Raw genomic sequence first — 21,643 nt, 5'->3', positions numbered from 1 at the left:
AATTTATGACTGAAAATCAAAAAAATAGTCTTACAAATTTTGTTTTTGCAATTTCACCAATTCCAGTGATACCGCCCGGCAAATAACTTCGTCCAAGGTCTGGTGCAAACCTTCCCGGATCTGCGCCGCCATGCCTTCGACTGCGGTCTGCAACACGTCGGCCAGGCCGTCGCGCACCCGCTGCTCAATCACGAAATCGATGCGGTCCTGCAGTTGCTTCAGCACTTTTTCCTGGACTTCGGTTGCCAGGCGCTCCCAGTCTTGCCGGCTCAACGTCGGTTCCTGCCGGGTTTGCGGCAGTTCGAAATGATCCGACTCGATGGCCGGCAACGCCGGCGCCTGCGGCGTATCGATAATGTCGGTCAAAGTCGGTAACGGCTCAATGACCTCGGTCAATAAAGGGATATTGGCGTCAAGCTTACCGTTGTTCATGGGACGTTCCTCATACATTGTCAGCAACAAAGTGCGTCAGCGGATAGCCGCGCTGCTGATAAAAGCGATAGCGCTCGCGGCCGCCGGCGACGTCGGCAGCATCAAGCGAGATGATTTCAAACATTCTTTCGAAGCGGGCGAAATGCTGCGGCGTCTTGCCGGACAGGTTGATCAGGATCTGGTGATGCGGCAGCTCGGCCGCCTCGTCGACGGCGAGGATGATCGGGGTTTGCGCTGCCAATGGATCGCCGGCTGCGACGTGCGGCAGGAAATCGTGTTCGGAAAAAGTCCACAAGGCGCGGTCCAGCGCAGCCTGCTCTTCGGCGTTGCTGCTCAATATGACAATCTGGCGCTGGGCCGAACGGGCTTTACGCACCAACCGGCATGTGTACAGAAATTTGTCCGAAATATTGGTGTGAAAGTCGATTTGCGTCATGAATAGAGGTGTCTGGCTGTGGCGTAACGGCCGGCGCGGCGTCTGGCAAGGAGGGTTTCATCCTGCACCAGGCGCCGCGCCAAGCTTAAAATCGGAAACCGGGCGGCGCATTGCCGGCGGCTGGTGGTGCATCGGTGCCAGCGGCAGTGTCGGCCGGGGTGGTGGCGGCTTTATCGGCTGGTTTGGCGCTCGGCGCCGCAGCGACCGGCGCGGCATTGCGATAGCCTTTCGGCAAGCGATTGCTTTGCGGGTAGCCGGCTGAAGTTAGCGTAGTGTTCCAGGTGCCGCTATCGAAGCCGCTTTGCTTGTCGCGGCCGACGGTCAGCACAGGCAACTGGTCTTCGCCGGTGATTTTGCGCAGGGCTGCGATGTCTTCATTGCTTTTGATCGTTTTTTCCGTGAACGGAATCCCACGTCCGGTCAGCAGCTTGCGGCCGTCGTCGCAAGGGATGCATTTATCCGAACTATACAAGGTGACCGGGCTGTTCTTGACTGCCTGCGCCAATTCATAGGGTAGAGGATCGGCGTCGCCGCCGATGCTGCCAGTCTTTTTCTGCACCACGTTGCCGGTTGCCGGCGGCGTGTCGCTATAGGTCACTTTGCCGTCGGGACCGATCGATTTGTACAGTTGCGCCTGTGCGCTGGTCGCCAGCAGCAGAATAGCTAGTGAAAAAAACGGTGCAGCAAATTTCATCCTCTTCCCCTCATAGATAGATTCATGGAATCGCCGCCATCTGGCGGATCGGCTGTCAGATAAATAACTGGTGCTTCAGGTGGCCGTGGCCATGCCGCTATGTCGCAGCAAGGCATCGATGCTCGGTTCGCGTCCGCGAAATGCCTTGAACGATTCCAGCGCCGGCCGCGAACCGCCGACCGCCAGGATTTCGTCGCGGAATTTACTGCCGGTGGAGGCCGAAACGACATTGCCGCTGCTGGCTGCGGCTTCTTCAAACGCACCATAGGCATCCGCCGACAGCACTTCAGCCCACTTGTAGCTGTAGTAGCCGGCTGCATAGCCGCCAGCGAAGATATGGCCGAACGAATGCTGGAAGCGGTTGAATGCCGGCGGTGTGACGACCGCGATCCGGGCGCGCACCTGGTCGATCACTTCCTGCACGCTTTGCTTGCCGTACGGATCATAGTCGTCATGCAGGCGCATGTCGAACAATGAAAATTCGACCTGGCGCAAGGTTTGCAGGCCGGACTGGAAATTCTTGGCGGCGATCATCTTGTCATACAGCGCGCGCGGCAGCGGCTGGCCGCTTTCCGCTTCGGACGTCATGTGCTGCAGTACATCCCACTCCCAGCAGAAATTTTCCATGAATTGCGATGGCAATTCGACCGCATCCCATTCGACGCCGGAAATGCCGGATACGCCGATTTCGTCGACCTGGGTCAGCATGTGATGCAGGCCGTGACCGAATTCGTGGAACAGCGTGATCACTTCGTCGTGCGTGAACAGGGCGGGCTTGGCCTTGCCGTCGATGACGGCGGGCGCGGTGAAGTTGCAGGTCAGGTAGGCGATCGGGGTCTGGATGTCGTTGCCGATCCGGCGCCGGGCGCGGGCGTCGTCCATCCAGGCGCCACCGCGTTTGCCGTTGCGGGCGTACAGGTCGAGGTAGAACTGGCCGATCAGCTTGCCGTCTTTTTCAATCCGGAAAAACTTGACGTCAGGGTGCCACACCGCTGCCTGGTCGGTACTGATGTCGACTGAGAACAGCTTTTGCACCAGGTGGAACAAGCCTTCGATCACGGTCGGTTCCGGGAAGTACTGCTTGACCTCCTGTTCGGAGAACGCATAGCGCTGTTCGCGCAGTTTTTCGGCGGCGTAGGTCAGGTCCCAGGCTTCCAGCGTCTCCAACCCGAGCTGTTGCTGGGCGAAGGCGCGCAGCTCGACCAGGTCCTGCTCGGCGAACGGGCGGGCGCGGCTGCCGAGGTCTTCGAGGAAGTGGATCACTTCTTCGGAAGTCTTGGCCATCTTGCGCACCAGCGACAGTTCGGCGTAATTCTTGTAGCCCAGCAGCTTCGCTTCTTCGTTGCGCAGGCGCAGGATCTCGACGATATTGGCGCTGTTGTCCCACTCCGGCTTTTCGCCCAACTCGGAAGCCTTGGTGGCGTTGGCGCGATAGACGGTTTCGCGCAGCGCGCGGCTATCGGCGTATTGCAGGATCGGGAAAAAGGACGGGAAGTGCAGCGTGAATTTGTAGCCGTCCTTGCCGTCCTGTTCGGCGGCGCTACGCGCGGCTTGCCGCACATCGTCAGGCAGGCCGGCCAGTTCGGCTTCATCAGTGACGAACAAGCCGTAGGCGTTGGTGGCGTCGAGGATGTTTTCCGAGAAGCGGGTGGTCAGCGCCGCGTGTTTTTCTTGGATCGCGGCGAAACGGGCTTTCTTGTCGGCCGGCAGTTCGGCGCCGCCCAGGCGGAAATCGCGCAAGGCGTTGTTGACGATCTTGCGCCGCGCCGTCGACAACGAGGCGAAATCGAGATGGTTCTTGATTGCCTTGTATTTATCGAACAAGGCCAGGTTCTGCGCCAGCGCGGTCCAGAATTCGATCAGTTTCGGCTGGTTTTCGTTGTACGCAGCACGCAATTCCGGCGTGTCGGCTACCGCATTCAAGTGACTGACAATGCCCCAGGCACGACTCAATTTCTCGGTCACATGTTCCAGCGGCGCAACGAAGTTGTCCCAGGTGGCGGCGTCGGTCGAGGCTTCCAGCAGGGTCACAACGGTATGCGCTTGCTGCAGCAGGGCGCTAATTGCCGGCGTGATGTCGGCCGGCGTGATGCGGTCGAATTGCGCCAGGCCGGTGAAGTCGAGCAGGGGATTACTGGCGTTGATTGCGGTAGAGGTCATTACAGTTAGATTCTTTCTGCGGCTTCGATGGTGTTGACGAGCAGCATGGTGATGGTCATCGGCCCGACGCCGCCCGGCACCGGGGTGATATAACCCGCGACCTCCTTGGCGTTAGCGAAGTCGACATCGCCGCACAGCTTGCCGTTGTCGTCGCGGTTCATGCCGACGTCGATGACGACGGCGCCCGGTTTGACCATGTCGGCGGTGACGATGTTGCGCTTGCCGGTGGCGACCACCAGGATGTCGGCCATGCGCGTATGCAGGCCAAGGTCGCGGGTCTTGGAATTACAGATGGTGACGGTGGCGCCGGCTTGCAAGAGCAGCATCGCCTGCGGTTTGCCGACGATATTCGAGGCGCCGACGACGACAGCGTGCGCGCCGCGCACCGGATAGTCGATCGATTCCAGCATTTTCATCACGCCATATGGCGTACATGGGCGGAACAGCGGTTGGCCGGTCATCAACAGGCCGGCATTGCTGATATGGAAACCGTCGACATCCTTTTCCGGCGCGATCGCTTCAATCACCTTGTGCGAATCGATATGTGCCGGCAGCGGCAACTGCACCAGGATGCCATTGATCTTCGGATCGGCATTCAGGGCATCGATGCGCGCCAGCAGCGCGGCTTCGGTCAGGTCGGCGTCGTATTTTTCCAGCACTGAGTAGAGGCCGTTGTCTTCACAGGCCTTGACCTTGTTGCGCACGTACACCTGCGAGGCCGGGCTGTCGCCGACCAGGATCACCGCCAGGCCGGGCTGCTTGCCTTGGGCGGTCAATGCGGCGGCGCGCTTGGCGACATCGGCGCGCAGTTGTTGGGAGAGGAGGTTTCCGTCGATCAGTTGGGCTGGCATAGTAGGAGCAATCGAAAAATATGAGCAAAGCAGGATTATAAGGGGTGAGCGCCCTATAAATTTGCGCCGTTGGGGCTTCGTTGCGGATTTATTGAATATTGTTTATTTGGCATGTGTGAGGCGCTGGCTGGCGTGGCGCCTGATTGTCAATTGCGCGCGAGGCGGCATCCAACGCATTCTTTCATTTTCGGCTATTCTCGCCTTCTACGACCCTATTACGGGCAGCAATAAAGTCAAAACAGGCCCAAGGCCGATACGACAAATTTGAAAAAAAGGATGCTGAATTGACTGATCATTACACACGCCGGCTGGCGCTGCTCGGGCAGGAGCAGCACCGCGGCTTGCTGGACCAGGGCTTGCGCGGCATCGAGCGGGAAACCTTGCGCGTCGACGGCAACGGCCGTCTGGCGCTGACGCCGCACCCGCGCGCGCTGGGCTCGGCGCTGACGCAGCCGCAGATCACTACCGACTATTCGGAATCGCTGCTGGAGTTCATCACGCCGGCCGAGCATGACATTGGCACCGCGCTGGATGAACTGGATGCGATCCATCGCTTCGTCTATTCCAAGCTGGGCGACGAATTGCTCTGGAGCCAGTCGATGCCGGCGTCGCTGCCGGCTGAGGAACAGATTCCGATTGCCTGGTACGGCACATCGCACATCGGCATGCTGAAGCATGTGTACCGGCGCGGCCTGGCGCTGCGCTACGGCAAGCGCATGCAGTGTATCGCCGGCATCCATTACAACTACTCGCTGGCCGAAGGCGTGTGGCAGGCGTTGCAGCAAGCCGAAGGCGCTGCCGGCACCGCAGTGCATTTCCAATCTGAAAGCTATATTGCGCTGGTGCGCAACTTCCGCCGCTACAGCTGGTTGCTGATGTATCTGTTCGGCGCATCGCCGGCCTTGTCCAAGTGTTTCCTGGACGGCCGCGATCATCGTCTGGAAGAACTGGATAAAGACACCCTTTATCTGCCATATGCCACCAGCCTGCGCATGAGCGATCTGGGTTACACCAGCGAAGCCCAGGCGCGCCTGACGCCGCAATTCAACAGTCTCGACAGTTATATCAAGAGCCTGGCGCGGGCCGTTAGCCAGCCTTACCCGCCGTATGCGGAGATCGGCACCCACCGCAACGGCGAATGGGTGCAGATCAACACCAATATCCTGCAGATCGAAAACGAGTACTACTCGACCATCCGTCCGAAACGCGTGATCAACACCGGCGAGCGGCCGATCCAGGCGCTCTCGGCGCGCGGCGTGCAGTACATCGAAGTGCGTTGCATGGATATCGATCCGTTCGAGCCGATGGGCATCAACCTGGAGACTTCACGCTTTCTGGACGCCTTCCTGCTGTTCTGCGCGCTGGACGACAGCCCGCTCACCAGCGACGAGGAAAGCCTGGAGAATGTCGAGAACTTCTCGCGCGCGGTCAAGGAAGGGCGTCGTCCCGGCCTGCAACTGCGGCGTGACGGCAATCCGGTTTCCCTGCAGACCTGGGGCCAGGAATTGCTGCAACGGATCGCACCGGCAGCAGCCTTGCTCGATGCCCAGCGTAGCGATGGCGTGCACGCGGCATCGCTGGCGCAGCAGACGCTTAAGCTGCAATCGCCGGAACTGACGCCGTCGGCGCGTGTGCTGGCGATCCTGCACGAGAACCAAGAATCGTTCGCCAGCTTCGCGCTGCGCCAGAGCAAGCTGCACGCAGCGTATTTCCTGGCGCATCCGCCGAGCCCGGAAGAGCGTAACTATTTCGACACCATGGCGGCGACATCGTTGTCCGAGCAGGAGGGCCTGGAGCGCACCCAGACCGGCGATTTCGATACCTTCGTGGCGGCTTATCGCGCCAGTACGCTGGGTAACATGAGTGTCTGATTAAAGACCGATCCTGTGACGGAATTGCAAAGGGCCTGATGCCTGATAATAGAGCTTAAAGTCGGGCTTAAAGTTGAGCTTAAACCTGGCCTAAAACAGAGCTTAATCTAGCCCTAAGCATGCCCTAAGCAGACCCCAATCAGGCCTCGATAGGGTTTGGCAATTCCGTCGATAGTTTTAAATGTGATTTAGATTGCTTGCAATTTAATTTTGAGCTGTATATTATTCAAGCCATGGAAACGAACAAACTTCAGCAGCCCGGCGAAAAACTTCCTTCCGATACATTCGGAGCGGAAAGCCTGTTGCTGGACAATCAGCTGTGTTTTGCGCTGTATTCGGCGTCGCTGACGATGACCAAGATTTACAAGCCGTTGCTGCAGGAGCTGGGCTTGACCTATCCGCAGTATCTGGTGCTGCTGACCTTGTGGGAACGCGACGATGTGACCGTGTCCACCCTGGGCGAGCGCTTGTTTCTCGATTCGGGGACCTTGACGCCGTTGCTCAAACGCCTGGAGGCCGGCGGTTTGTTGCGACGCCAGCGGGCCGTGAAGGATGAGCGGCAAGTGATTGTCAGCTTGACCGAAGCCGGCAGGAAGCTGCGTCAGCAGGCGCAGGCGATACCGCAGGAAATAAGCTGCAGCGTGGGATGTTCGCTTGATGAGGTGATGGCGCTGACCAAGGAATTGCATCGGCTGCGCGCTGCGATGGCAGGCAATATCGCTTAAACCCTGGGATGTTTTTGGTCAGGATCTATATGTTGCGAACAATATAATTGTTTAAAATATTTTTTGTGTTTGTTTTATTTTTGTTTGAAGCTGTATTCATTGTTGCGTCATTTAACTGTTGTACCTTTTTATCCGGATCGTCAGTAAGGCCGACTGAATTGATCCAAAGGATTTCTCAACCGGCCATTAAAGGAAATAATCATGTCGATCGAAAAAGTTCTGTATCAAGCTCAAGCTACCGCAACCGGAGGCCGTGACGGCCGCGCGGTGTCTTCCGACAAGGTGTTGGATGTCCAGCTGGCGACACCGAAGGAACTTGGCGGCGCCGGTGGCGTGGGCACCAATCCTGAACAACTGTTCGCAGCCGGTTACTCCGCATGCTTTATCGGCGCAATTAAATTCGTCGCATCGCAAGAAAAAATCACATTGCCAGCAGATTTGTCGATCACGGGCCTGGTCGGCATCGGCGTGATTCCTGGCGGTTTCGGCATCGAAGTCGAACTGCAGATCTCGCTGCCAGGCATGGAAGCCGGTGCGGCAGAAGCGCTGGTCGACAAGGCACACAAGGTTTGCCCTTATTCCAACGCCACACGCGGCAATATCGACGTTACGCTGACTTTGGTATAAGTAAGCGCCTCGGTGAATTGTGGCGACGCCTTTGTCACCACAATTCATCGGGTTGGACGGTAACGGCGGCAATTACGCCAGCTTGAATACGCTGGCCGTTTGCGCCAATTGTGCCGCCTGATCCTGCAGGCTTTCTGCGGCTGCCGCGGCTTGCTCGACCAGTGCGGCGTTCTGCTGGGTGATGTCGTCGATATGACCCATCGCCCGGTTGATCTCTTCGATGCCGCTGCTTTGTTCATCGGTGGCAACCGTGATTTCGTGCATGATGTCGGCGACCCGCTTGACTGCGGCGACGATCCCTTGCATGGATTGTCCTGCCTCATCCACCAGTTGGCCGCCCGAGTCGACTTTCTCTACCGAATCATCAATCAATCCCTTTATTTCCTTCGCCGCGGCAGCCGAGCGTTGCGCCAGGTTGCGCACTTCCGTCGCCACTACCGCAAAGCCACGGCCTTGTTCGCCGGCGCGCGCCGCTTCGACCGCTGCATTCAGGGCCAGGATATTGGTCTGGAATGCAATGCCATCGATGACGCCGATGATGTCGACAATCTTGCGTGAGCTATCCTTGATCGCATCCATGGTGCTGACTACCTGATCGACCACGCGGCCGCCGGCAAGCGCCTGATCCGACGCGCTTACTACCAGCTTATTGGCTTGCTGCGCGCTGTCGGCGCTTTGCTTGACGGCGGACGTCAGCTCCTCCAGCGAACTGCTGGTTTGTTCCAGCGAACTGGCTTGCGATTCGGTACGTGCCGACAGGTTGGCGTTGCCTTCGGCGATTTCCTGCGAGGCGCGCGCCATCTCGGTGGTGCCCTGGCGGACATTGCCTATGACCCCGGCCAAGCCTTTGCCGATGCCATTGATGGCTTGCTCAAGACGACCGATTTCGTCGCTGCGGTCGGTCTCCAGGTTCGCAGTCAGATCACCAGCCGCCAGCCGTTGGGCAGCTTGCACGACACGTTCCAGCGGACGACTGACGTTGTTGCGGATCAGCCAGTAAAGCGCCACCACCATGATCAATACCGCTGCCAGTCCGAAGAGGGCGTTGCGATTACGCAGCGCTGTGATTTCCTGGGTCAGTTCGGCAGTAGGTATGCTGCCGGCAACCACCCAGTTCCAGTTCTTGTAAAAGGCAAATGCGATGATCTTTTCGACCCCCGTGGATTTGCCGTCTGCACCGGCCAGCGTATAGCGCATATCGCCTTGCTTGCGTTCCAGGATTTCCTTGATGAATTCGCGGCCGTCGCTATCCTTTAGCGCCAGGAGATTCTGTCCTTCGACGCTGCGATCCACCATCAGCTTGCCGTAATTCTTGCCAGGCTCCGCATTGATCACGTAGAAAGAACCGGTTTTACCCAGATCAACCGAGCGGATGCGCGCTCTCAGCGCTTCGATGTCTTTGCTGATGTCGACACCGACGAACAGCGCCCCGACCACCTCGCCGGCCTCATCCTTGATCGGATTGTAGGCAGTCATATATTCCTTGCCGAACAATGCGGCCCGGCCGACGTACGGCTGTCCTTCCTGCAGGCGAGCGTAAGCAGGATGCGCATGATCGAGTTGGGTGCCGATTGCGCGTTCGCCATTCTCCGTCTTGACGGAAGTGGATATGCGGATGAATTCGCCGCCGTTTTTGACGAAAACTGTGGCCACCGCGCTGCTGGCGGCAGTGAATCGATCGGCGACCGAAAAATTCATGTTGATGACTTCATTGCCGTTTTTCAAGCTTGGCGTGGCCTTGCCGGCAACCACGACGGTATTGCCGGCATCGACCGAAAATTTTCCAGGGAAATAGCTGGCCAGCATCGATGCGAAACGATTGGCTTCGCTCTTGTGGCTGTTATCGAAGGTATCCAGCATTTCGATCATCGTTTCGGTGCGGCCTGCAATGTCGCGTATCCCGCGTTGCTCCATCAGCTTTGAAGTGGAGCTGGCGCTGGCCCAGCCGTAGGCAAGAAGAATGGCGGTAACCAGCAAAAAGGTCAGCAGGCAGAGCTTCACGCCCACGCCGAGATGCCGCATGTTGGAAAAAATATTATTCATTTACTACCCTTTGTTTTGTTTGATAGACAAGCGTCGTTTGTTGCGAGCGCTTTTCGCCGTCGCTGAAGAGCAAGTCGCTTCCCATGCTCAGCCGTATGTGGACGTGTGGACGGCACCCTGCTGGAAATCCGCAATCGGCCTTGTTAACGACAAATTTTCCCGGTATTGAAGGTTGGACAAAATCCGACCTCAGGTTGGCAGCGCCCTTAATAAATGGCGCTATATGCCGTTAACACGAGCAGGATCGGGAGCAGGAGGGAGACTTCGGCCCGGATCTTGTCGTTGGATGAATCGTCTCTGCGCCTAATTAAAACTTCTAATCTGAAAAGAAAATCATGACCTGGTTCTACAACTTGAAAATCGCGACCAAGCTGTTGCTTTCGTTTTCGCTGATATTGATCTTGACGGTCGTCCTCGGCGTAACCTCGATTGGACAGCTTGGGCAAGTCAACGCCATCACTAAAGATATCAGCGGCAATTGGCTGCCTAGCGTGCGAGTACTGTTGACATTGAAGAGCAACCTGGCCTTGCTGCGCAATATCGAAATGCAGCATGTCATGTCAAATGACGTGGCGGACATGGACACTAGCGCCAAATTCATCGGCGACATCAAGGCGAGCCTGGAAAAAAACATGGGCGACTATGCGCCGATGGTGACCGAGCAGGAACGGCCCGGATACGAAAAATTGAAGGAGCATTTGCCGGCATACCTGGCAATGGATAAAAGGGTAATTGAAGAGTCACGGATGTTCAAGAAGGACGATGCATTGAAAGATATCCGTGGCGACTCCCTGGCGGCGATCGTTGAACTGGACAAGGAAGTCGAGGGGTTGGTAAAGGTCAACTCTGATGGCAGCGAGCGGGTCGCCAAGCAAGGTGAGGCAATCTATGCATCGGGACGCACCTGGGTCATCGGCTTGATGATCGCCATGGTGGCAATCGGTTTTGGCCTGGCGCTGTGGATTGCGCGGGTTGTCTCGCAGCCGCTGGGGTTTGCAGTGGCAGTTGCCCGTCGCGTTGCCGATGGCGACTTGACCGCCGATATCGAAGTCAGGTCGCGCGATGAGACCGGCCAGTTGATGCGGGCCTTGAAAGATATGAATGAGAGCCTGCAAAAAATCGTCGGGGAGGTGCGCAACGGTACTGACACGATTGCCACCGCTTCCGGCCAGATTGCCGCCGGCAACCAGAACTTGTCGCAACGGACCGAGGAGCAAGCCAGTTCGCTGGAAGAAACCGCGGCATCGATGGAGCAGTTGACATCGACCGTAAAACAAAATGCCGACAATGCCAGCCAGGCCAACCAGCTTGCGGTGTCGGCTTCGGAAGTGGCGATCCACGGCGGCACGGTGGTGACCCAGGTGGTTAGCACAATGGGTTCGATCAATGCTTCTTCCAAGAAGATCGTCGACATCATCGGCGTCATCGACGGCATTGCATTCCAGACCAATATCCTGGCCCTGAACGCGGCTGTCGAAGCGGCGCGCGCCGGTGAGCAAGGCCGCGGCTTTGCAGTGGTGGCGGCGGAAGTGCGCAACCTGGCGCAACGCTCGGCTGCCGCCGCCAAGGAAATCAAGACGCTGATTGACGATTCAGTCGAGAAGGTCGGGATCGGCTCCAGGCTGGTTGACCAAGCCGGCAGCACGATGGAAGAAATTGTCGCCAGCGTGCGGCGCGTGACCGACATCATGGGCGAGATCACCGCTGCCAGCCACGAGCAAACCGCTGGTATCGAGCAGATCAACCAGGCCATCAGCCAGATGGATCAGGTGACTCAGCAAAATGCTGCACTGGTGGAAGAAGCGGCTGCGGCCGCAGGCAGTTTGCAGGAGCAGGCCGGTACGCTGGCAAGCGTGGTCAGCGCTTTCAAGCTGGAGCGGGCGCATATGGTGGCGCAGTCAAAACGCATGATAGACATCACGCCGAAAGCGCAGGTGTTGCAAGCCAGGACAGCTTAAACGCTGCGACTGAATTGCAATGGTTGCGTGGCGGAATGGGCAGTCATTCCGCCGGTTGATGGCACAAGGAAGTAGCTTTTTTGGCTGTTTTTCAGGGCATGGGAATGCTGCACGCTTACCTATATTCCAGGGTGGGTAACTGCAGCCAACCAGATTAATCAAATACCGTCGTCAAGAGTTGCGGTTTAGTCATTGTTGAAGGCAAGTGGAAATGAACAAGTTAAGTTTGAGGAAAAAATTACTGGCAGTCCTGGCAATCATGTGGATCGGCCTGCTGGTGCTGAGCGGATGGTCGGCTCTGAATACGCGCGACACCATGCTGGCGGAACGCAAGGACGGGTTGAGGAGCCTGGTAGAGACGGCAAACGGCATCGTCAAGAGTTACGCCGCCGATGTTAGCGCCGGCAAGATGGATAAAGAGCAGGCGCAGGCAGAAGCGTTGAAGCGCATCCTGGCGATGCGTTACGGGAAATCCAATTATGTGTTCGTGGTTGATTCGCAGCCGGTGGTGCTGGCGCATCCAACCTTGCCGGACCTGGTTGGCAAGAATGTCACCGAGCGCAAAGATCCTAACGGAAAATTCTTTTTCCGCGAGATGACCAGTGCCAGCAAGGATAAGGGCGAGGCCTTTGTCGATTACGTGGCGCAAGTAGCACCCGATAAATATGGTCCCAAAGTCAGCTATGCCAAATATTTTCAGCCATGGGATTGGCATCTGGTTTCCGGCGTCATGCTGGACGACGTCGATGCCGCGTTCTATGCCAATGTCAGGATGCAGTTGTCGATCCTGTTCGTGATCGGATTGGGTGTCTCGGCGCTGATGTTGCTAGTCATTCGCAGTGTCACCAACAGCCTTGGCGGTGAACCGGTGTATGCCGCGGAAATTGCAACCCAGATCGCCGATGGCGAACTGGATGTGCATGTCGAAGTGGATGACAAGCACGGGCATAGCCTGCTGAACGCGATGCGCAAGATGCAGCAGCAACTGGCAACAACGGTGCGGGAAATCAGGGATGGCAGCCTGGCGATTACTGGCGCCTCTCGTGAAATTGCGGCAGGTAATGCAGATCTTTCCGCGCGTACCGAGCAGCAGGCGGCATCGCTGGAAGAAACTGCCGCCAGCATGGAGCAGTTGACCGCGACGGTAAAGCAGAACGCCGACAATGCCCGCCAGGCCGGGCAGCTGGCTCAAACCGCTTCCGATATAGCGGCCAAGGGTGGCGCGGTAGTCGGCCAGGTAGTTGACACCATGCACGGGATCACCACCAGTTCGCGCAAGATTGCCGACATCATCGGCGTGATCGACGGCATTGCCTTCCAGACCAATATTCTGGCCTTGAACGCAGCGGTGGAAGCGGCCCGCGCAGGAGAACAGGGACGCGGCTTTGCTGTCGTTGCCGGTGAAGTCAGAACACTGGCGCAACGCAGTGCGCAAGCAGCCAAAGAAATCAAGGAACTCATCGACGACTCGGTGAGCAGGGTGGATTCAGGTTCGCAACTGGTTGATCGCGCTGGCGAAACCATGGGCGAAGTGGTGCAGGCCGTCAAGCGGGTCACCGACATCATGGGGGAAATCTCGGAGGCATCGGCTGAGCAAAGCAGCGGCATCGATCAGATCAACCAGGCTGTGATCCAGATGGATCATGTCACGCAGCAGAATGCAGCGCTGGTCGAACAGGCCGCCGCCGCCGCCGGTTCCCTGGAAGAGCAGGCATTGCGTTTGCAGCAGGCAGTGTCGGTGTTCCGCTTGAAGGAAAACCAGCCGCAACAGAAAGCGCCGGCCTCGCGTGCGGCGGCAACCCACGATGTGCGCAATTCGGTTAGCGCTAAAAAATCGGCAGGCAACAAGAAGAGCGGCAGCAATGCATTGAAAAGCAATCCCACGACGGCCATCAAGCCGATTCCGCAGCAGGTCTCCAAGCCGGCGCCCTCCAAGCAAGCAGCAGCTGTCAATGCACGCTCCAACCTCAAATTGGCGACGGCGTCGGTCAAGGCCGCAAGCGAAGACGACTGGCAGACATTTTGACACCGGCAATATTGCGAATCATGTATAGGCGTACTGAATGACAACCAAATCGAATACCCGTCCCGTTGCATCAGCGGCGCGTGATTTCCTGCTGACGGATAGCGATTTTTCTCGGGTGCGCGCGTTGATATATCAACGCGCCGGCATCGCCCTGGGCGAGCAGAAGCGCGAGATGGTCTACAGCCGTTTGTCTCGCCGCTTGCGCGAACTCGGCATGAGCGATTTCACGTCTTACCTGGCGCATCTGGAAGCGCAAGACGATAGCGCAGAGTGGCAATCGTTTACCAATGCATTGACGACCAACCTGACCGCATTTTTCCGTGAAGCCCATCACTTCCCGTTATTGGCGGAACACGTCAAAACCTGCGCACAGCCTGTCACAGTCTGGTGCTCCGCCGCCTCCACCGGAGAGGAACCCTACTCGATTGCGATGACGCTGATCGAGGCGCTCGGCAGTCGCGCCAGCAATGCCAGTGTGATCGCTACCGATATTGATACGCAGGTGCTGGAAAAGGCTGCGACCGGTGTCTACACCATGGAGCAGGTCAGCAAGCTGCCGCAGGAACGGCTCAAGCGATTTTTCCTGAAAGGCAGCGGTGCCCGTGCCGGACAGGTCAGGATCAGGCCGGAAGTCGCGGCCATGGTGAAGTTCGGTCAACTGAATCTGCTGGCGCCGCAATGGGGTCTGAAGGAACCGTTCGACGTGATCTTTTGCCGCAACGTCATGATCTATTTCGATAAACCGACGCAGAACAAGATATTGCAGCGCTTCGCGCCGCTGATGAAGCCGCACGGCCTGCTGTTTGCCGGCCACTCCGAGAATTTCTCGTATGCCAGCCAGCCATTCCGGTTGCGCGGCCAGACCGTCTATGAACTCGATGCCAGGCGCGAAAAGGGCACTGCATGATGTCGGCGGCAGAAGAATCGGTGGCGACGCACCACTATTACGACCGCGAGTTCGACAGCGCCGCAGTCAAGCTGCTGCCTAACGAATATTTCGTTACCTCCGACGATATGGTGCTGAGCACTGTGCTCGGCTCTTGCGTTGCAGCTTGCGTGCGCGACAGCACGGCCGGCGTCGGCGGCATGAATCATTTCATGTTGCCCGACGATGGCAGCAGCGGCGGCAAGGAGGCTTCCGCCTCGATGCGTTACGGCGCCTACGCAATGGAAATGCTGCTGAATGAGTTGTTGAAGGCCGGCGCCCGGCGCGATCGGCTGGAGGCCAAGGTGTTCGGCGGCGGAGCGGTGCTGGCGAACATGACGATGCTCAACATCGGCGATCGCAATGCCGATTTCGTGTTGCGTTATTTACAGATGGAACAGGTGCGGGTTGCCGCCCAGGATTTACGCGGCAGCCTGCCGCGTCGCGTCAGCTACTTTCCGCGCAGCGGCAAAGTGATGGTGCGCAAGCTGCATCGCATGAACGAAGCGGTGCAAGTGCAGCAGGATGAACAGAAACTCGTAAAGGCGCTGACGCAGCAGCCGGTGCGCAATAAGGTGGAATTGTTCGATACGGCATTCGACAAGGCGGCTCGCCGGAAAATTGCCAATCAAAGCGGGGGAAGTGTATGAACCAGAACAAAATTAAAGTGCTGTGCGTGGACGATTCGGCGCTGATACGGAGCTTGATGACCGAAATCATCAACAGCCAGCCGGACATGACCGTGATTGCGACTGCGCCCGATCCCTTGGTGGCGCGCGATCTGATCAAGCAGACCAATCCGGACGTGTTGACGCTGGATGTGGAAATGCCGCGCATGGACGGCCTTGATTTCCTGGAGAAGTTGATGCGGCTACGGCCGATGCCGGTGCTGATGGTGTCGTCGCTGACCGAGCGTGGATCAGAAATCACCTTGCGCGCATTGGAATTGGGAGCGGTCGATTTCGTCACCAAGCCGCGCCTTGGAATACGCGAAGGCTTGCTCGAATATACCGACCTGATTGCCGACAAGATCCGCGCCGCCTCGCGTGCGCGGCTGCAGCCTGCGCGTCGCCCGGCGCCGGGCGTCACAGCAGCCAGCACCGCGGAACCGGCGCCGATGTTGCGCAGCCCTTTGCTGAGTACCGAGAAATTGATCATCATCGGCGCCTCGACTGGCGGCACGGAAGCGATTCGCGAAGTACTGCAGCCGCTGCCGCCTGATAGTCCCGGGATCATGATCGCGCAGCACATGCCGCCAGGTTTCACCCGTTCCTTTGCGCAGCGCCTTGACGGCTTGTGCCGCATCACCGTCAAGGAAGCCCAGCATGGCGAACGGGTGCTGCCGGGCCACGCCTACATCGCGCCGGGTGGCTTTCACTTGTCGCTGGCGCGCAGCGGCGCCAACTATGTTGCACATCTGGATGAAGAACCGCCGGTCAACCGGCATCGGCCGTCGATCGACGTGCTGTTTGATTCGGTCGCCAAACATGCGGGCAAGAATGCCATTGGCGTGATCTTGACCGGCATGGGACGCGATGGCGCAGCCGGTTTGTTGCGCATGCGCCAGGCCGGCGCCTACACGCTGGCGCAAGATGAAGCCAGCTGCGTGGTGTTTGGCATGCCGCGCGAGGCGATTGCGATGGGCGCAGCCAGCGAAGTAGCGGGTATCGGCGAGATGAGTCAACGGGTGATGAACCGCCTGATGTCCTTCGGCGAGCGTTCGAATCGCGTGTAATTGCCGTCTTACCCTGCTTTTTTCATTTGTTCTGCCGTTAATACGACAGAGATGCAGGTTTTTGAAATTTCAAGTTGGCCAATCGGCAACGATAGCGAATGGCCGCTAATCATAGTGTGGAGCAATCATGGTTGATAAAAGCATAAAAATTTTGGTCGTGGACGACTTTCCTACCATGCGGCGGATCGTCAGGAATCTGCTGAAGGAGCTGGATTTCGTCAACGTCGACGAAGCTGAGGATGGCGCCGCAGGCTTGAGCAAGCTTAAGGATGGCAATTTCGGGTTTGTCGTCTCGGACTGGAACATGCCGAATATGGATGGCTTGACCATGCTGCAATCGATCCGCGCCGATCCCGCCTTGGCCAAACTGCCGGTACTGATGGTGACGGCTGAAGCCAAGAAGGAAAACATCATTGCCGCCGCCCAGGCTGGCGCCAACGGCTATGTCGTCAAGCCGTTCACTGCCGCTACGCTGGAGGAGAAGATCGCCAAGATTTTCGAAAAAATCGAGAAAGAGAGTGCCTGATATGAGCGCCCACGCTTTACAGATGCCAGTTGCCGGCGATTCTGCCGAGCAGTTGGTTAACCGGATCGGGCATTTGACGCGTCTGTTGCGCGAAAGCATGCGAGAGCTGGGCCTGGATCAGGAGATCGCCAAGGCGGCGCAAGCCATTCCGGACGCCCGCGATCGTTTGAATTACGTCGCGACGATGACCGAACGCGCTGCCGAGCGTGCCTTGAACGCGATCGACGTCGCCCAGCCGATCCAGGAAAAACTCAGCAAACAAGCGAAGACGCTCAATCAGCGCTGGGACGAATGGTTTGTCAGCCCGGTTGAATTGGACGACGCGCGGGTGCTGGTGCTGGAGACCCGCAACTATCTGAAGGACATCCCGAAGCAGGCTTCGGCGATCAACGAGCAACTGATCGAAATCATGATGGCGCAAGACTTCCAGGACCTGACCGGCCAGGTCATCAAGAAGATGATGGAAGTCGTGCATGAAATGGAAAAGCAGTTGCTGCAAGTATTGATAGACAACACCCCAATCGAAAAACGCCAAGACAACGGCCTGCTAAACGGCCCACAGATGAAAGCAGAAGAGAATCCCGACGCAGTGTCGGACCAGGAGCAGGTGGATGATTTGTTGTCTAGCCTTGGATTCTAGATATTCGACAGATCAAATAGAAAATTGGTGTGGCTGACGAGAGATAGTGGAAAGCATTGGATGCATTGGGTAGGTTAAAGCAACGAGGCTTTTGCAGTTGCAGTTGCAGTTGCAGTTGCAGTTGTAGTTGTAGTTGCCGTTGCCGTTGCTTTTGACTTTTCGCATGCTGACGTTGCCAAATGGGGCGGGTGACAGTCGGGAATAATGGGACACATGTTTGAGCGAAGCGAGTTTGTGTCCCATCCGACTGGCGCGCGGCTCATTTGGGGACCCGCCAACGGCGGGCAACGGCTGTGCGATCGCCTTTCTTTGCTTACTTTCGGGCGCCCGGCTAGGGGCGAAGCAAAGAAAGTGAGTAGCTGCCGGGCTACCCCCGGCTAGCTTCCACGGAGTAGCAACCGTTTTAATTAGAATCAGACGAACAAAGCTGATGCACCACCGCACTCACTCCGTGGCCCGTTAAAAGGGGTCAGAGTAATTTTCGGCAAAACCCCGCCGAAAAAAACTCCGACCCCATTTAACTCCGCTGCAGGTGATCCGCGGCCCGTTTAACTCTGCAGCAGATTGTCTGCAGTTGTTTTAACAGTTTTACTTGTTGTATTGCCATATTGATAAATGGGCGATTTGCACTGATTGCCCAAGCAACACTCTGATCCCAGCCTTGTTTGGCCGATTGCATCCCCCCGCTTGCATCAATAATCCGTATTGATAGGACGATGTTCGTCCCTGCCGGTTCGGAGCATGCATGTCGGAAGAAAGCGATCTTGAAAAAACGGAACCCGGGTCCCCCCGGCGCCTGGAAAAGGCGCGCGAAGAGGGCCAGGTTGCGCGTTCGCGCGAGCTAAGCACCTTCGTCATGCTGACCACCGGCATCGGCGGCCTATGGCTGACCGCAGTGCCGCTGGCCGACCATATCGGCAACGCGCTACGCAACGGCATGCGCTTCGATCGCGCGGCCGGCTTCGACACGTCCTTCATGCTGACCCAGGCCGCAATGGCCGGCAAAGAGGCGCTGGTTGCCCTGCTGCCATTGCTCGCCATGCTCTCGCTGGCCGCGTTGGCCGCGCCATTGCTGCTCGGCGGCTGGCTATTTTCAACGCAGTCGCTGGCGCCAAAATTCTCCAAGCTCAATCCGATCAGCGGCATCGCCCGCCTGTTTTCCAGCCAATCGCTGGCAGAATTGTTCAAGGCTGTCGGCAAGTCGTTCCTGGTGGGCGGCATCGCCTACTGGGTCATTAGCGGCAATGTCGACATCATCATGGGATTGCTGATCGAACCGGTGCATGGCGCCCTGGCGCATACGGTACGGTTGGTCGCCAACTGCTGCGCGCTGATTATCGGCTCGCTGTTGCTGATTGCCGCCATCGACGTTCCATATCAGCTGTGGAGCTACTACCGCAAGCTGCGCATGACACGCGAAGAGCTCAAACAGGAACACAAGGAAAGCGAAGGCGATCCGCACATCAAGGGAATGATCCGGCGCCAGCAGCAACAGATGGCGCGGCGTCGCATGATGTCAGAGGTTGCCGGCGCCGATGTGGTGGTCACCAATCCAACCCATTTTGCCGTGGCGCTCAAGTACCGCGACAAGGAAATGCGCGCGCCGCGGGTCGTGGCCAAAGGCACCGACCTGATCGCCATGCGCATCCGCGCCATCGGCGCCGAACACAAGATCCCAATCCTCGAAGCGCCGCCTTTGACGCGGGCGCTATACCGTCACACCAACCTCGGCGATGAAATCCCGGCCGCACTGTATACCGCGGTGGCTGAAGTGCTGGCCTGGGTTTACCAATTGCAGCGCTGGCGCAGTGAAGGCGGCATTGCTCCACGCACGCCGGAAGAATTGCCGGTTCCAGATTCACTCGACCCGTTAGGGAGTCCGGCATGAAGCCGTCAAGTCCAAATACAGCGTTTTCCTTCAGTTCCATGCAGGGCATGATCTCGACGATCCTGGCCGGCAACAGCGTCAAGGGCATGGCAGGTCCGGTGCTGATCATCATGATCCTCGGCATGATGATCTTGCCGCTGCCGCCGTTTTTGCTCGACTTGCTGTTTACTTTCAATATCGCGCTGTCGGTGATGGTGCTGCTGGTTAGCATGTACACGATGAAGGCGCTGGATTTTGCCGCCTTTCCTGCGGTGCTGCTGTTTTCCACGCTGCTGCGTCTGTCGCTCAACGTTGCTTCGACCCGGGTGGTGCTGCTGGAGGGCCATACCGGTCCGGACGCCGCCGGCAAGGTGATCGAGGCTTTCGGCCATTTCCTGGTCGGTGGAAATTTTGCCGTCGGTATTGTGGTGTTCGTGATCCTGGTGGTCATCAACTTCATGGTCATCACCAAAGGTGCGGGCCGGATTGCCGAGGTCGGTGCGCGCTTTACACTGGACGCCATGCCAGGCAAGCAGATGGCGATCGACGCCGATCTCAACGCCGGCCTCATTGGCGAAGATGTGGCGCGCAAGCGGCGTGCCGAAGTGGCGCAGGAGGCCGACTTCTACGGCTCCATGGATGGTGCCAGCAAGTTCGTGCGCGGCGACGCGGTGGCCGGCCTGCTGATCATGGCGATCAACGTGGTCGGCGGCCTGATCGTCGGCGTCGCCCAGCATGGGCTGGATATTTCGACCGCTGCCAAAAACTACACGCTGCTGACCATCGGCGACGGCCTGGTGGCGCAGATCCCGGCGCTGGTAATTTCCACTGCCGCCGGCGTGATCGTTTCGCGCGTGACTACCGATGAAGATGTCGGCCAGCAGTTGATGGGCCAACTGTTTTCCAATCCGCAGGTGCTGTTCCTCACCGCCGGCATTATCGGCTTGATGGGGCTGGTGCCGGGCATGCCGCATATTGCCTTCTTGATTATCGCCGGCGGCCTGACGTATCTGGGGCGCCGCTTGCTGCAACGTACGGCGGCCGCTGCCTACGCTGCGAAGGAGCCGCCGGCAGTGGTCTCGCAGGAGCCGGCGGAAGCGAGTTGGGATGACGTGGCACTGGTCGATCCGCTTGGCCTGGAAGTCGGCTATCGCTTGATCTCGCTGGTGGACCGCAGCCAGAACGGCGAGCTGCTGGGTCGCATCAAGAGCATCCGCAAGAAATTTGCGCAAGATATTGGATTCCTGGTGCCGGTAGTGCACATCCGCGACAATCTGGAACTGAAGCCGAACACGTATGTGATTACCTTGAAAGGCGTCGAAATCGCCCAAGGTGAAGCATGGCCGGGGCAATGGATGGCGATTAATCCAGGGCAGGCCAGCGCTACGCTGCCAGGTACGCCAACCGTCGATCCGGCGTTCGGCCTGCCAGCGGTCTGGATCGAAAGCCATATGCGCGAACAAGCGCAGATCTACGGTTATACCGTGGTCGACGCCAGCACGGTGATTGCGACCCATCTGAATCATTTGATCCATGCGCACTCTGCGGAGTTGCTGGGCCGTACGGAAGTGCAGCAATTGCTGGACCGTGTCGGCAAAGAGTCGCCAAAGCTGATCGAAGATGTAGTGCCGAAACTGCTGTCGCTGACAAATCTGCAGAAAGTGTTGCAGAACCTGCTCGACGAAGGCGTATCGATCCGCGACATGCGCACTATCCTCGATGTGCTGGTCGAACATGGCGCCACAGTCAGCGATCCAAACGAATTGACTTCATTGGTGCGCCTGGCGCTGGGACGCGCCATTACGCAACAGTTATTCCCCGGTACCGGCGAGCTGCAGGTGATCGGCCTCGATAGCTCGCTCGACCGCGTATTGCTGCAGGCGCTGACCAACGGCAGCGGGCTGGAGCCTGGTCTTGCCGATAGCCTGTTGACACAGACTCAAGTGGCAATCAGTCGCCAGGAACAGTTCGGTTTGTCGCCGGTTCTGGTTGTGCAGCATCCGCTGCGCGTCCTGCTGGCGCGATTCCTGCGCCGCAGCTTGCCGCAACTGAGGGTGCTGTCGCACGCCGAGATTCCCGATACCCGCACCATTAAAGTAACCGCCACCATTGGAGGCAAGGCTTGAG

Annotated in this window: 18 protein-coding genes; 12 read left to right on the top strand and 6 right to left on the bottom strand. The window is 58.0% G+C overall.

Annotated features, from left to right (window positions below; translation table 11 throughout):
- Positions 1-30 precede the first annotated feature (30 nt).
- The 5 genes from ACIPF8_RS22175 to folD all read right to left on the bottom strand — a co-directional run bounded on the left by ACIPF8_RS22175 (position 31) and on the right by folD (position 4,573).
- The gene (locus tag ACIPF8_RS22175; RefSeq protein WP_400425471.1) at positions 31-432 is read right to left on the bottom strand and encodes a hypothetical protein; all 402 of its coding nucleotides are present in this window, start codon (positions 430-432) and stop codon (positions 31-33) included.
- A gap of 10 nt (positions 433-442) precedes the next feature.
- Entirely contained in the window at positions 443-868 is a 426-nt protein-coding gene (locus ACIPF8_RS22170) for a DNA polymerase III subunit chi (RefSeq protein WP_400425469.1), read from the bottom strand.
- A gap of 85 nt (positions 869-953) precedes the next feature.
- Positions 954-1,562: a glutaredoxin family protein gene (locus tag ACIPF8_RS22165; RefSeq protein ID WP_400425466.1), complete on the bottom strand. Its 609-nt coding sequence runs from the start codon at positions 1,560-1,562 to the stop codon at positions 954-956.
- Positions 1,563-1,637: 75 nt separating this feature from the next.
- The gene (locus ACIPF8_RS22160) at positions 1,638-3,722 is read right to left on the bottom strand and encodes a M3 family metallopeptidase (protein WP_400425463.1); all 2,085 of its coding nucleotides are present in this window, start codon (positions 3,720-3,722) and stop codon (positions 1,638-1,640) included.
- Between the two features lie 5 nt (positions 3,723-3,727).
- Positions 3,728-4,573 carry a bifunctional methylenetetrahydrofolate dehydrogenase/methenyltetrahydrofolate cyclohydrolase FolD gene (gene folD, locus ACIPF8_RS22155; protein ID WP_400425460.1) on the bottom strand — a complete coding sequence of 282 codons (846 nt, stop codon included), beginning with the start codon at positions 4,571-4,573 and terminating at the stop codon, positions 3,728-3,730.
- A gap of 284 nt (positions 4,574-4,857) precedes the next feature.
- On the opposite strand from folD, the gene gshA reads away from it, so the two are divergent.
- From gshA to ACIPF8_RS22140, 3 genes are all read left to right on the top strand, one after another.
- Positions 4,858-6,444, top strand: a complete 1,587-nt coding sequence (gshA, locus tag ACIPF8_RS22150; RefSeq protein ID WP_400425457.1) for a glutamate--cysteine ligase — start codon at positions 4,858-4,860, stop codon at positions 6,442-6,444.
- A 233-nt stretch (positions 6,445-6,677) separates the two neighbouring features.
- Positions 6,678-7,169, top strand: a complete 492-nt coding sequence (locus ACIPF8_RS22145; RefSeq protein WP_400425455.1) for a MarR family winged helix-turn-helix transcriptional regulator — start codon at positions 6,678-6,680, stop codon at positions 7,167-7,169.
- Positions 7,170-7,370: 201 nt separating this feature from the next.
- Positions 7,371-7,796 carry an organic hydroperoxide resistance protein gene (locus tag ACIPF8_RS22140; protein WP_400425452.1) on the top strand — a complete coding sequence of 142 codons (426 nt, stop codon included), beginning with the start codon at positions 7,371-7,373 and terminating at the stop codon, positions 7,794-7,796.
- 72 nt (positions 7,797-7,868) lie between these two features.
- Here the strand turns inward: ACIPF8_RS22140 and ACIPF8_RS22135 are convergent, their stop codons facing one another.
- The gene (locus ACIPF8_RS22135) at positions 7,869-9,839 is read right to left on the bottom strand and encodes a Cache 3/Cache 2 fusion domain-containing protein (RefSeq protein WP_400425450.1); all 1,971 of its coding nucleotides are present in this window, start codon (positions 9,837-9,839) and stop codon (positions 7,869-7,871) included.
- A 335-nt stretch (positions 9,840-10,174) separates the two neighbouring features.
- Here ACIPF8_RS22135 and ACIPF8_RS22130 point away from each other — a divergent pair, with 335 nt between their 5' ends.
- From ACIPF8_RS22130 to flhA, 9 genes are all read left to right on the top strand, one after another.
- Positions 10,175-11,797: a methyl-accepting chemotaxis protein gene (locus ACIPF8_RS22130; RefSeq protein WP_400425448.1), complete on the top strand. Its 1,623-nt coding sequence runs from the start codon at positions 10,175-10,177 to the stop codon at positions 11,795-11,797.
- A gap of 211 nt (positions 11,798-12,008) precedes the next feature.
- A complete protein-coding gene (locus tag ACIPF8_RS22125) occupies positions 12,009-13,823 on the top strand; it encodes a methyl-accepting chemotaxis protein (RefSeq protein WP_400425445.1) in 1,815 nt (604 codons plus the stop codon).
- Between the two features lie 37 nt (positions 13,824-13,860).
- Positions 13,861-14,730 carry a CheR family methyltransferase gene (locus ACIPF8_RS22120; protein WP_400425442.1) on the top strand — a complete coding sequence of 290 codons (870 nt, stop codon included), beginning with the start codon at positions 13,861-13,863 and terminating at the stop codon, positions 14,728-14,730.
- Positions 14,727-15,398, top strand: coding sequence for a chemoreceptor glutamine deamidase CheD (cheD, locus tag ACIPF8_RS22115; RefSeq protein ID WP_400425439.1), 672 nt, complete (start codon positions 14,727-14,729; stop codon positions 15,396-15,398). The genes ACIPF8_RS22120 and cheD overlap by 4 nt, the downstream gene beginning before the upstream one ends.
- Complete coding sequence (locus ACIPF8_RS22110) at positions 15,395-16,483, top strand: chemotaxis response regulator protein-glutamate methylesterase (RefSeq protein ID WP_400425436.1); 1,089 nt, start codon at positions 15,395-15,397, stop codon at positions 16,481-16,483. Before cheD ends, ACIPF8_RS22110 begins: the two co-directional genes overlap by 4 nt.
- A gap of 127 nt (positions 16,484-16,610) precedes the next feature.
- A complete protein-coding gene (gene cheY, locus ACIPF8_RS22105; RefSeq protein WP_400425434.1) occupies positions 16,611-17,009 on the top strand; it encodes a chemotaxis response regulator CheY in 399 nt (132 codons plus the stop codon).
- Position 17,010: 1 nt separating this feature from the next.
- Positions 17,011-17,649 (top strand): protein phosphatase CheZ, encoded by a 639-nt coding sequence (cheZ, locus tag ACIPF8_RS22100; protein ID WP_400425432.1) that lies wholly within the window; start codon positions 17,011-17,013, stop codon positions 17,647-17,649.
- Between the two features lie 745 nt (positions 17,650-18,394).
- Positions 18,395-19,537, top strand: coding sequence for a flagellar biosynthesis protein FlhB (gene flhB, locus ACIPF8_RS22095; RefSeq protein ID WP_400425429.1), 1,143 nt, complete (start codon positions 18,395-18,397; stop codon positions 19,535-19,537).
- 38 nt (positions 19,538-19,575) lie between these two features.
- Positions 19,576-21,642, top strand: a complete 2,067-nt coding sequence (gene flhA / locus ACIPF8_RS22090) for a flagellar biosynthesis protein FlhA (RefSeq protein ID WP_400425534.1) — start codon at positions 19,576-19,578, stop codon at positions 21,640-21,642.
- Position 21,643 lies beyond the last annotated feature (1 nt).

This window comes from Collimonas sp. NPDC087041 (genome assembly GCF_044745265.1).
In the GTDB taxonomy this organism is placed as follows: Bacteria; Pseudomonadota; Gammaproteobacteria; order Burkholderiales; family Burkholderiaceae_D; genus Collimonas.
Note: the sequence above shows the minus strand (reverse complement) of the source record. Positions and strands in the feature narration are given on the sequence as shown.